This window comes from Pseudoalteromonas rubra (assembly GCF_005887115.1).
GTDB classification, from domain to species: domain Bacteria; phylum Pseudomonadota; class Gammaproteobacteria; order Enterobacterales; family Alteromonadaceae; genus Pseudoalteromonas; species Pseudoalteromonas rubra_F.
Genome location: NZ_PNCJ01000003.1, coordinates 21,666 through 33,747, shown reverse-complemented (window position 1 = coordinate 33,747; position 12,082 = coordinate 21,666). Strand labels below are relative to the sequence as shown.

Here is a 12,082-nt window from a genome sequence, read left to right as displayed (position 1 = left end):
ATCAAAAGCGCCCCTCGTTGGGCGTTTTTTTGTGCCTGAATTAAGGATCGAACTGAAATCGCGCGCAGCCCGACTAGAACAGATTTTTAAGCTGTTTCCAGGCTGTTGCAATCAGTTGTCTTAAGGTCACCGGGATCACTGCAAGTAATGCCACGCCTTTATCAAAATTGGGGTTCAATATGCAGTAATGGGCTATTTCTGCTTTGTTACTGGCTTTAAACTGAGCCACTTCAGCAGCTGAATAACGTGTTTTTCGTCCCACCACTTTGAGGCACTGCAACCCATTCACGCCACACTCAAGCCCAGTCGGATTTAATGCCTGATACAGCTGAGACTCCGCCGATGAGCCTGTCGCGGTTGGGTAAACCGTGGCAATGTTTTTTGCCATGGCCCGGAACATAGCTGGGCTAAGCATGGTATCTGCATATAACAAGGTGCGCCAGGGCCGGCGCAAATAAGCCCTGGTCACCTCCAGAATAGAAAAAGAAAAAGTATTGTTCTTACCCCGAAACTGCGGTAAAAATCCCGCAGATGCGCGAATTACGCAAAATGCTTGATGGCTGTCATCGAAGGTCAGCAAACAGTATCCAGCCAGTTCACCAGCCTCACTGTAATAGAGTCTCAGCCGTCGATTAACTGGCCCCTCCTGCTCAAAGTAGTAAGCAAAGTACTCAGCAGGTTCTATCCCCTCAAAGCACTGCCCAATGATAGTAAGCAGCTGAGCTTTGGTTGCTGTATCCAGACAGCCGGGCAAATACGATAGGTCGCGCTTATTCACTGGGCTTGGGCTGCTCAGGCGTCGTATTCATGGCGCCGAACTTTTTCGCCACCGGCAGCATAACTTCGGCGCTCAGGCCGCCTTCTTTGCGATTACGCAGCCGGACTTTTCCACCATGAGTGGAAACAATCCGCTTGATGATAGCAAGCCCCAAACCACTTCCTTCACTGCCCCGAGCCAGATCCCCTTGTTTAAACGGCTCAAAGAGCGATTCTAACTCTTCTTCGGGGATCCCAGGTCCCCTGTCCTTAACTTTAATAAACACCGCTTTGTGGCGAGCGCTGAATTCTGTCATCACCTCTATCTTGTCCTCAGAATAGCGGATGGCGTTCTCAATCATATTAGTGACTACGCGCTTCAATGCAACATGGTTCATCATGACGGCGGGGATATTTGCCGTCGTTGTCAGGACGATTTCTCTTTGATGTTGTTGCTCGGCATGTACAACTTCTTCCACAACCGCATTGACATCATCCAACACCATTTCTGCACTGTTATGATGCCTCAGATATTCAATAAACTGATCGATAATGGCATTCATGTCTTCAATATCGTCGATAATTCCTTCTTTTAAATAGGCTTCCTCATCAGACATCATTTCCGTCGCTAAACGTATACGCGTCAGTGGCGTTCTTAAATCATGGGATACACCCGCCATCAATAAACGTCGATCATTCTCAAGTTCTGCAATCCCTTTGGACATTTTATTAAATGCCCGAGTTACTTCGATAACTTCCGTGGAGCCATGTTCAACCAGGCGGGCAGAAAAGTCACCGACGCCAACCCGACTGGCCGCAATCTGTAAGGCCTTAAGTGGCCGATTCAGATGCCGAGCGAACAACCAACCTCCGAGCACACTTAAAAAACCGATACTGGAGAGGTAAAACACCAGAAATTCCATTTTGGTTTCAGAGAAACCAGTGAGCGGCACCCGAACCCAATAACCCGGTGCCTGAGGTGCTTCTACCCAGTACACAACGGGGTCACCCTGACTGATCCGCACCCGGGCAGACCCATTGAGCTGCTCAGACATGCTGCGTGATAGCAGAGTATATTCCCTGGCCTCTCCAAGCCCGTTGCGGTAAGCCTCACGCTGAACCATGACCTCGATACCTGTGATCTCAAAAAACTTTTCCGATAAAGCAGAGTCGACCTCGACGCCTTCCTCCCAATCAATGAACACCGTTTTAACCTGCTTAGCAAGCATCAGGTTAACCTGTTCAAAGGTCGGCTTAAACACGTATAGGGTCACCGTAATATAGGAAACAATCTGGTTGATCAGCAGCAGCGCACCGACAAAAAATACCGTCTGTCCAAATGCGCTGCGAGGCAGAATACTCATTTACTTCTCGCCATCCGGGACAAAAACATAACCCAGGCCCCAGACAGTCTGAATATAACGGGGGTTAGAGGCATCTTCTTCTATCATTCTGCGCAAGCGTGATACCTGAACATCAATACTGCGCTCCAGTGCACTATAATCTCTGCCACGAGCCAGGTTCATTAACTTGTCACGACTGAGCGGCTCTCTGGGATGGCTCACCAGCGCTTTTAGCACAGCAAATTCGCCGCTGGTCAGGGCAATTGTTTCATCACCCTTTTGCATTTCTCGAGTTGCCAGATTGAGCTTGAAAGCACCAAATTCGACTTCATTTTCTTCGACAGCCGGCGCTCCTGGTACCTCTTTGGCACGGCGACGTAACACCGCTTTGATCCGAGCTAATAGCTCACGCGGATTAAATGGTTTAGGCAAATAATCGTCAGCGCCCAGCTCCAAACCAATGATGCGGTCAACTTCATCTCCCTTTGCCGTTAACATGACAATCGGTATTTCATTTTCTTTTTGCCTGAGTCGACGGCAGATAGATAAGCCATCTTCACCTGGTAACATGAGATCCAACACCATCAGATGAAAGTTTTCACGTTCCAGCAACCTGTCCATTTGCTCAGAATTGGCTGCACTGCGAACAATAAAGCCCTGCTCAACCAGATATCTTTCCAGCAGGCTGCGTAAACGCATATCATCGTCGACGACTAACACTTTAGTGGTTTCGTTCCCCATTGGCATTCTTCTTATTTTTTCTCTAGTTGACCCTAAATATAATTGAAATTAAAACGCTTAGACACCATAAACACAGAATAAGATTGTTACCGAACGTTACAGGTGTGTACCTGGTTTGGCTATACAAATTCCGAGTTTCGTGGAATTGGTATGCGCCCGGATCCGGAGTACACTAAACACATGTCGACGTTTCACCCTAGTATGCACAAGATGAAAACCAACCTAATAACACCTGAGGGCTATAGAAAGCTTCAACAGGAACACGATCACTTATGGTTTGAAAAGCGCCCGGAAGTGACCAAGATCGTTAACTGGGCTGCAAGTTTAGGCGATCGCTCAGAAAACGCCGACTATACTTTTAATAAACGCTTATTACGCCAAATAGACCGCCGAGTCCGCTATCTGCGTAAGCGCCTGCCGGATTTAAAAATTGTAGAATACTCACCACAGCAACAAGGTAAGGTCTATTTTGGTGCCTGGGTCGAAATAGAGAACGACGGTGGCGAGGTTAAGCGTTTTCGTATTGTAGGGCCGGATGAAATCTACGAGCGTAATGATTACATCTCTATCGATTCTCCCATGGCAAGAGCGCTACTGGGGAAGTCCGTTGATGAAGAATACAGTGTAAAAACCCCACAAGGGGAAATGCTGTGGTACGTCAATAAGATCGATTACACGGCCTGACCACATCCGTTACAGATATGATATGATGACCGCAAATGCTGGCCAAGAAATAGAGCTAGCCAATTGAACTATATAAGGATTTTGCATGAGCAATATCTCAGCCCGTTTAGCTGCTGAGCTAAACGCATCACAACAGCAAGTGGATGCTGCTACCGCGCTACTGGATGAAGGTGCGACCGTTCCGTTTATTGCCCGTTACCGTAAAGAGGTAACCGGTGGCCTGGATGATACTCAATTGCGCTTACTCGAACAGCGCCTGGGTTATCTGCGGGAGTTAGAAGAACGCCGTGCTTTCATCATGAAAACCATTGATGAGCAGGGCAAACTCACTGAGCAGCTAGCGGCAGAGCTTAAACAGGTACAAAGCAAAACCGAGCTGGAAGATTTATATTTACCCTACAAGCCAAAGCGCCGTACCAAGGGCCAGATAGCCATTGAAGCTGGGCTTGAACCACTGGCTGAGCTACTGTTCAGCGATCCTGATCAGACACCAGAACTGGCTGCCGAAGCCTATATCAATGCTGAGAAAGGCATTGAGGACAGTAAAGCCGCACTGGATGGTGCCAAGTTCATCCTGATGGAGCGCTTTGCAGAGGATGCAAAATTACTCAGCAAGTTCAGAAACCAATTAAAGCAGCATGGCTATTTGCAGAGCCGTGTTGTTGCGGGACAGGAAGACGCTGGCAGTAAATATCGTGACTACTTTGAACACGATGAAAAACTGGCTGGGGTCCCTTCTCATCGCGCCCTCGCCATGCTCAGAGCACGTAACGAAGGTATTCTGCAGTTGTCTATCAACCCAGAGCCACAAGCAGAAGACCCCCAACAATATTGTGCCCAGATGATAGCGGATCACTATGGTCTGGATGTATCGGGCCGAGCAGCAAGTAGCTGGTTAATGACCGTTGTGCAATGGGCCTGGAAAATCAAACTGGCCACGCATCTTGAAAATGAAATGCTGGGTGCTACCCGTGAATTTGCGGAGCAAGGCGCCATTGATGTCTTTGCCAAAAACCTTAAAGATCTGCTGATGGCGGCCCCTGCGGGACCGCGTGTAACAATGGGGATCGATCCTGGCCTCAGAACCGGGTGTAAGGTTGCCATTGTCGACAAGACGGGCAAATTACTGGCAACCACTACAATTTACCCTCATGCGCCGCAAAATCATTGGGATAAATCTCTGCGTACACTGGAACAACAGTGTCGTCAGCACAAAGTGGAGCTGATTGCCATTGGCAATGGCACGGCCTCTCGCGAGACAGACAAACTGGCCGCAGAGCTGCTGAAAGCCGCCAGTGAGCTGAAGCTCACTAAAGTCATGGTCAGTGAAGCAGGCGCGTCGGTCTACTCCGCTTCGGAGTTTGCTGCCAATGAATTTCCGGATCTGGATGTCTCGTTACGTGGTGCCGTGTCGATCGCTCGCCGATTACAGGACCCTCTTGCTGAACTGGTTAAAATTGAGCCTAAGTCGATTGGTGTAGGCCAGTATCAACATGATGTATCACAAAGTCAGCTGGGCCAGACACTAACGACCGTTGTAGAAGACTGCGTAAACTCAGTTGGTGTCGATGTCAACACAGCCTCAGTGCCTCTATTAACGCGTGTGTCTGGGTTAAATAAAACATTGGCCACCAACATCGTTAAATTTCGGGATACCAATGGCTCATTTAGCAACCGTAAACAGCTGAAACAGGTAGAGCGTCTGGGGCCAAAAGCATTTGAACAGGCAGCGGGCTTCTTGCGCATTGCCAATGGTGATGACCCTCTGGATGCCTCCGCGGTTCACCCCGAAGCTTACCCTGTGGTGAAAAAAATCTGCGGCAGTAAATCACTGGATGTCACCGCACTGATAGGTAACAGTGATGTACTGGGCAAACTGGATCCTGCCGATTATGTCGATGACAAGTTTGGTGTGCCAACCATCACTGATATTCTGGGCGAGCTGGACAAGCCAGGTCGCGATCCTCGTCCCGAGTTTAAAACGGCTCAGTTCAAAGCCGGGGTAGAGACCATTTCCGACCTAAAAGTTGGCATGACCCTCGAAGGCGTCGTCTCTAATGTTGCTAACTTCGGTGCCTTTGTCGATGTTGGCGTACATCAGGACGGACTCGTTCATATTTCAGCACTGACGGACAAGTTTATCTCAGATCCACGAGAAGTGGTTAAGGCGGGTGACATTGTTAAAGTTAAAGTCATTGAAGTAGACGTAGCCCGCAAACGGATCAGCTTTACCATGCGACTAAACGATGAGATCCCGTCAAGTGCCGGACAAAAACAGAGTAAGCCTGCCGCGCAAAAGCCCGGAGGCAAGTCTCAACGACCCGCACAGCGCAAAGACACCCGGCGTGACAATCGTCGTGACAACGGCAACGCAGCGATGGGCAATGCTTTTGCTGAAGCCTTTGCCAAGCTGAAAAAGTAATTGCTGATATATACAACGAAACAGGCCCGCTTCTGCGGGCCTGTTTCGTTTATCTGATTGGTATTCCTACTGGGTTTAAATTACTACCGATAGCTGAGAGGCTTCTTTGGGCTTGGCAATATGGCCGTAAAACCCTTCTATTCTCAGTGCTCGTGATGCTATTTCAGGATCTCTGTCGATAGGCAGCGCTACAGCGAATGGGTCGACCTCCTCTTCCAGTCGAGCAGACTCAGGTCGCTGCTCACTTAACTCATCTTCGTTCAGACGACGAGTTTGATATCCCACAACCCGGTTGCTATTTTCATCCCCTTCTTCACCGCTGATAGATTGTTTGGCCAGGTCAGCCTGAGCCTGTGCAATTTTAGCCGTTGCATCTGCCGCGATTGCTCTGTCTGCACCCGAAGGCTCTGCTGGCGCCAACGCTGCCGCACGAACTGTCTGCATTTTGTCTATGGTTTCACGCGGATCGCCAGTCGGCGCTACGTCGATCATCACTTCGCCGCCGACAGCGTAATTGTTGCCGTCCGGGCCGCGTTGATATTCATAGCTGGGGGACCCTGCATACTGACCACCCACTCTGGCATGCGCTTCTTCGTGCAGGCGTACTTCCCGATCCCGATCTTTCAGTTCCTGAAGCTGAGCTTGCTCTGCTTCCAGTTCAGCCTGCTCACGGTCGCTTAGCTCTTGCGGATCTTGCTGTTCCTGTTGATTGCCCTGCTCACCTTGCTCCCCTTCCTGACGCTCTTCAATCGTCTTACCATCTTTAAGCTGACCTGTACTGTCGTACAGGCCGGAATCATCTGCAGAAAAAGTTTTTTGCTTTTCGCCGTCAGACAGCGGCTTGTTTTCAGTAAACGCAGGGGAAACCGGCGCAGGTTTAGGAATAACCTCGCGGAGCTGATTGTCACGTTGCGCCGTCTCAGTGTAGACGTTCGCCGTGTTTAGGTTCATCGCCGGGGGTGGCGTTACTATATTCATTACACTTTAATATCAATCAAAGTACCCAATACTTCGTCGGCTGTGCGAATAGTCTGCGCGTTCGCTTTGGCGTTAAATTCTGCTACCTTTAGGTCAACCACGGCTTCGTCTAACCTGGGAGGTTGTCCCACAGGTGCGGTGACGCCTTCATTACTGGATGCGCCCTGAAGTTGTCGTTGCTGTGCAACCTGCTGCTCGCTCTGCTGGTCCAGTGTTGCCTTATTAATGTCGGCTGCGGCTTGCTCGGCACTTTGGCGGGCAAACTCAAAACCCTGAACACCTGCATTGAGGATATCATTGACTGCCATATCTCGCCCTAAAGTTAGAAAATCTCAACCTAATTATTGCTCAATTTATAGACGAAATAAAGTAAAGGCGGCAAAAAATTGCCGCTTTTTTCATTGTAGAAAACTAAAGAATTGATTTTAAATGAGTAACAAACTCGTCTTTGTGGGAAATAAACGGTGCATGTGATGCTTTGGAAAAGGTAAGCGCTTTAAACTGCGGATTGAGTGCAGCCATTCGCTCAATCACATCGCTCGGTACCAGTGCATCTAGGCGACCAAAAAGCCCGAATACAGGCTGACTGAGCGCGCCAAACTCAGAGCGGTAATCACAGCTTTGTAATGCATCCAGCCCTAGGCTGAGCGCGTTGGCATTCGGGGCCGGTAGCTGACTTAACAGCTGACGCAATTGTTTAATGTCATCCCGGGCATGTTCGCTGCCCATAGCCTGAATCGCAAGAAATCGCTCTATGGTTTTGGCACTGTCATCTGCCAGTGCTTGTTTAAACCCTGCCAGCACTTTCGGTTTAATCCCAGGCCAGTCAGGCTGCTCCACAAAGCAGGGATTAGATGCCACCAGCACGAGTTTGGCGACTTTTTCCGGATATCGATGCGCCAGATTAAGGGCCACAAGTCCACCCAGAGACCAGCCAACCAGCACTGAATCATTGCCCAACTGAGCTGCAATGTCATCTGCAACCTCATCTAAGGTGGAGATGTGTTCAGGAAATGCCGCGCCACCAAAGCCTGGTAAATTGATCGCACGAACGGGCAAAGCCTGCGTCTGCTGAAGCTGTTCAACACTCAGCTGCCATACTTGTTTATTCATTCCCCAGCCGTGCAATAGGACAATTTCGCTTTGCATTAACTCACTTCCTCAACCAAACTTGTCGCTATGATAGCGATTCAAGGATGGAAAGCAATGTCATTATCCCGTGCAATCACACAGACTCTGTTCCCCTGCCAGTGCGCTTGTTGCCGCTGCCCAACAGACACCACTGACCTGTGCACAGCATGTCTGGAGGCCCTGCCTCTTTTCTCTCCCGCAGAGGGGAACCTGCTATTACGCCCTGATATACAAGCACAGTTCAGCTTGCCCAATTGTGATGGACTGATCGCCTGTGGTTGGTATCGTGGTGCACTAAAACGTTGGTTATGTGAATTAAAACTACATCAGAGGAACCATGCAGCCAGCTTACTGCGTCAGGTCATCACACATCAGTGGCAGTGCTACTGTGAGGAGCAACTGATTGATGCGGATGCCGCCATTATTATCCCTTTACCTAAACATCGCCTGATCAATCGTGGCTTTAATCAGGTGATGCAGACCTGGGGCCGAGTACTTGAACCCCAGCTATCCATTCTGCCTGTTTTATCGAAACGCATGACCCGAGCCCAGCAAACGTTAAATCGCAGGGCACGATTGCAAAACCAGCGTCAGGCTTTTACTTTATCGGGAACGCTGGTTGGCAAGCGTATTTTGTTGGTTGACGATGTGATCACCACAGGGGCAACCTTAAATGCAGCCGCCCAGCTCTGCCAACACGCTGGCGCTGAACAGATCTGGGCATGTGCTACCTGTCTGACACCGGCCTAATGAACCGCGTGTGCGAAAAAGAGCGCATTATTAAACAATCGGCTGCTCCCATACCAGAAACCGCGAAAAACAGGGTTGTCCGTCATCGCTATTACCACTCCTTTTCCATAGCTGTCAGCGACCAGAGCGACCGATTTTGCGATTTGTGAGACATTGCGATCGTCGGCATAACCCGCAAGTAGCGGCTGTTGTTGATACATTGCTACATCGAGGAACGGAGCTTCATTGGGCTCAATCACCCAGCTGCTATTTTTGAATACAGGTAAGGCACTGTTCTCAAAACCGAATGCCAGCGGATGAGAAAGATCTAAGTGAGTCTCAAAAATGGCGCCTGCAATACGCTGTTGTGCAGCCAGCTGTTCTTTGTCTTCAAAACGCAGTCCCTTCGTATCAAACGTCTCGCGCATTTCTTTGCTGCCGATGACCTTGGCATTGAGCAACTGGTGCTCTATCAGCCACTGCGCACCGCGCTTATGACCCCAAATAACACCGCCTTTATGGACCCAGCTGATAATGGCAGCTTGCGCTTTTTTACTCAGCGCTGAATAGCGTCCATCGGCCAGTATAATGTGGCTATAGCGACTCAGATCAACCCGTTCAAGACGATGCAGCTCAATGATGCTTGGCGCAATCCCCACATGTCTGTCGAGGTGGTACCAGACTTCGCCCACTTCATACTGGCTGGTACCCTGACCACCCACCAATAGTACTTCTGGCTTGCGCAGTGGCATCATACGACGGGAACCTAAATCAATACCCTGCGGCGTCAGACCCGAGCTGATGGCTGTAAGTGGAATACCGAGTTCCGTCGCCTGCTTTGTCAGCAAGTGCTGCCAGTCATCCTGGTTTTGCAACCCCGCAGGGATCACTATCGTGCCAGCATCAAAATGTTGTTCTCCGCTTGCCAATCTGGCAGTGAATGACTGCAATGCAACACGCGCTTCCAACCCTTGTGTCAATAGAAGGTTGAGTAACTTAGGTGCAAGATAATGCTGCCATGAAAAAGCATAAGCGTACGCTTTGCCGGGCAACGGTTCTGATTCACTCAAGACGGCCGACTGCCACTGAGTGTCGCTGACATTCAGGCCCCAACTACTGGTGACCTGCGCAAAGTCCAGATCGTAGGCATGCGGCAAGGTCCATCCCGATACATCGTAAAATGTATTGTCTTTAAAATGCGTTTGTTCACTAAACATGGCCAGGATGAGGCGAACCTGAGGCTGCGCCAATGGAATGTAAAGATCCCCAGCCTTAAACTGATGTGCCTTAATCTTCAACGGCTTTTCCAGTCGATACGCCTTCACCTGATGCTGGCTCAGAAGTGCAACAAACTGCTTCAACCGATATGGGTCTTTACCTGCCGACACCACGTATCCCTGAAAGTCTTGTTGTTTAGCTTCTTTGAGGGCACTTGAATAAAAGTGCTGCTGGTAATCAAGTAGTGCCTGACGGTTCGCAGCTGCTCCGTGAATTGTTGAAAATGAAGTAATAAGTTGGTTCTTTATCGTCTGTGGAAAGGTCAGCAAGCCGTTAATGGTTTCCTGTGCATGACCACGACTACTGGCCTGCTCAAACAGAATACCCACAGCTCCATTGATATCTGGGTAGGTTGACCCTTTGCCGTAGTAAAAGTCATCAAAGCTCTCCTGTGTAAAATACAGCTGACCGGTCTGATCCAGTGCATCAGCATGAAACTGACCAATGGCCGAAGTTAAACTTTGGTTGCGTTCGGGTGTCAGCGGGTGTGTACGCGATGGGATCCCTGGCTGGAAAAAATAACTTGAGTTAGGGCCCATTTCGTGAAAATCAGCTAAAACATTTGGCTTCCACTCATGAAATGCTGCGATCCGTGCCTGTGATTCTGGATGTTGTAGCAACAGCCAGTCCCGATTTAAGTCAAACCAATAATGATTGGTTCTGCCAGAGGGCCAGCCTTCAACATGCTCTCTGTGTTGAGGGTCGCTTGATAATACCTGACCGCGATGACTGTTGGCCCAGTTAGCAAACCGCGCTAATCCGTCCGGATTCAGTGATGGGTCTAGCAATATCACGGTATCGCGCAACAAAGCATCTATTTTCTCCCCCTGAGCAGCCGCCAGGTAGTAAGCCACCAGCATGGCCGTGTTACTGCCCGACGGTTCATTGCCGTGAACACTATAACCGAGCCAGACAATGGCCGGCGCCTCTTTGCGAGGCTGTGGCTGCTCAAGCGCGCTCAGGTGTGCATTTTTTACTGCTTCTATATCTTTTAGCCGGTTTTCATTGGCAATGGTCAGCAAGATCAGTGGCCGATGTTCATGACTGTGGCCTATGGTCTTAATCGATATCCGCGGACTAACCTCTGCCAGCTTGCTTAAGTAGTGGAACAATTGTTCCGGACGTACATGCCACTCGCCAACCTCATACCCCAATACCTCATGTGGTTTAGGAATAAGTGGATCAAATTGTTGTGTGTCATCAAAATAAAAACTCAGTGGCTTAGCGCTGAGTTGCAAACTCAACATACACAGCACAATTAACAGGCGATACATAGTTACTCCATCTACTCCGGCAATTCTTGACCAGTCAGTACGCTAGCAATGAGGCTCGAGTTGCTGCAAATTTTTACGCCCAACACTAGCTACAACAAGATGAGGGGAGTATCATAGGGATTAACCGAGTAATTTAGTCAAGTATAGCGTAGATTATGATCACAATTTCAGAGACAGCTCAGTCACACTTTGCCAAGCTATTGGCCGATCAAGCCGATGGTACAAACATACGTGTATTCGTCGTAAACCCAGGTACAGCTCAGGCTGAGTGCGGCGTTTCATATTGCCCAGCAGATGCCGTTGAAGACAGCGACATCCGTTTACCGTTCAATGGATTTGATGCCGTTGTCGACGCCGAAAGTGCCCCCTTCCTTGAAGAAGCAGAGATCGACTTTGTCACTGATAAAATGGGCAGTCAACTGACCCTTAAAGCGCCAAACGCGAAAGCGAAAAAACTCAGCAACAACGCGTCACTGGAAGAACGTGTAGAACATATGCTGGTCACTGAAGTAAACCCTCAATTAGCCAATCACGGTGGCCAGGTCAGCCTGGTAGAGATCACGGCTGAGGGCGTTGCCGTATTACAATTCGGTGGCGGTTGTAACGGCTGCTCCATGATCGATGTCACACTTAAAGAAGGTATCGAAAAAGAAATGATCGCTAAGTTCGAGGAAATCACGGGCGTACGTGATATCACCGAGCACTCACGCGGTGATCACTCATACTATTAATTCCTTATGCGGCAT

At 49.4% G+C, this 12,082-nt stretch carries 11 protein-coding genes; 4 read left to right on the top strand and 7 right to left on the bottom strand.

The window, feature by feature from the left end:
* Nucleotides 1-73: 73 nt before the first annotated feature.
* Genes CWB98_RS00525 through ompR form a run of 3 tightly spaced genes read right to left on the bottom strand, consistent with a single transcriptional unit; the run spans nucleotide 74 to nucleotide 2,840 of the window.
* Complete coding sequence (locus tag CWB98_RS00525; RefSeq protein WP_249364560.1) at nucleotides 74-778, bottom strand: hypothetical protein; 705 nt, start codon at nucleotides 776-778, stop codon at nucleotides 74-76.
* Nucleotides 771-2,120, bottom strand: coding sequence for a two-component system sensor histidine kinase EnvZ (gene envZ / locus CWB98_RS00520; protein WP_138543041.1), 1,350 nt, complete (start codon nucleotides 2,118-2,120; stop codon nucleotides 771-773). The genes CWB98_RS00525 and envZ overlap by 8 nt, the downstream gene beginning before the upstream one ends.
* Nucleotides 2,121-2,840, bottom strand: a complete 720-nt coding sequence (gene ompR, locus CWB98_RS00515) for an osmolarity response regulator transcription factor OmpR (protein WP_054017535.1) — start codon at nucleotides 2,838-2,840, stop codon at nucleotides 2,121-2,123.
* Between the two features lie 210 nt (nucleotides 2,841-3,050).
* Between ompR and greB the strand changes: the two genes are divergently transcribed.
* Nucleotides 3,051-3,524, top strand: coding sequence for a transcription elongation factor GreB (gene greB, locus CWB98_RS00510; RefSeq protein WP_138543040.1), 474 nt, complete (start codon nucleotides 3,051-3,053; stop codon nucleotides 3,522-3,524).
* Nucleotides 3,525-3,609: 85 nt separating this feature from the next.
* Nucleotides 3,610-5,946, top strand: coding sequence for a Tex family protein (locus tag CWB98_RS00505; protein ID WP_138543039.1), 2,337 nt, complete (start codon nucleotides 3,610-3,612; stop codon nucleotides 5,944-5,946).
* A 75-nt stretch (nucleotides 5,947-6,021) separates the two neighbouring features.
* Here the strand turns inward: CWB98_RS00505 and CWB98_RS00500 are convergent, their stop codons facing one another.
* The 3 genes from CWB98_RS00500 to bioH all read right to left on the bottom strand — a co-directional run bounded on the left by CWB98_RS00500 (nucleotide 6,022) and on the right by bioH (nucleotide 8,073).
* On the bottom strand, nucleotides 6,022-6,924 hold the full coding sequence (locus tag CWB98_RS00500) for a putative metalloprotease CJM1_0395 family protein (RefSeq protein WP_138543038.1): 903 nt from the start codon (nucleotides 6,922-6,924) through the stop codon (nucleotides 6,022-6,024).
* Nucleotides 6,924-7,232, bottom strand: coding sequence for a hypothetical protein (locus CWB98_RS00495; RefSeq protein ID WP_046007059.1), 309 nt, complete (start codon nucleotides 7,230-7,232; stop codon nucleotides 6,924-6,926). Before CWB98_RS00495 ends, CWB98_RS00500 begins: the two co-directional genes overlap by 1 nt.
* A 103-nt stretch (nucleotides 7,233-7,335) precedes the next feature.
* Nucleotides 7,336-8,073 (bottom strand): pimeloyl-ACP methyl ester esterase BioH, encoded by a 738-nt coding sequence (gene bioH, locus CWB98_RS00490; protein WP_138543037.1) that lies wholly within the window; start codon nucleotides 8,071-8,073, stop codon nucleotides 7,336-7,338.
* A gap of 57 nt (nucleotides 8,074-8,130) precedes the next feature.
* On the opposite strand from bioH, the gene CWB98_RS00485 reads away from it, so the two are divergent.
* On the top strand, nucleotides 8,131-8,805 hold the full coding sequence (locus CWB98_RS00485) for a ComF family protein (RefSeq protein WP_171045551.1): 675 nt from the start codon (nucleotides 8,131-8,133) through the stop codon (nucleotides 8,803-8,805).
* Here the strand turns inward: CWB98_RS00485 and CWB98_RS00480 are convergent.
* Nucleotides 8,802-11,336 carry a M14 metallopeptidase family protein gene (locus CWB98_RS00480; RefSeq protein ID WP_138543035.1) on the bottom strand — a complete coding sequence of 845 codons (2,535 nt, stop codon included), beginning with the start codon at nucleotides 11,334-11,336 and terminating at the stop codon, nucleotides 8,802-8,804. The two genes, CWB98_RS00485 and CWB98_RS00480, sit on opposite strands and share 4 nt — an antisense overlap.
* A 155-nt stretch (nucleotides 11,337-11,491) precedes the next feature.
* On the opposite strand from CWB98_RS00480, the gene nfuA reads away from it, so the two are divergent.
* Nucleotides 11,492-12,067, top strand: coding sequence for a Fe-S biogenesis protein NfuA (gene nfuA, locus CWB98_RS00475; protein ID WP_125721746.1), 576 nt, complete (start codon nucleotides 11,492-11,494; stop codon nucleotides 12,065-12,067).
* Nucleotides 12,068-12,082: the final 15 nt, after the last annotated feature.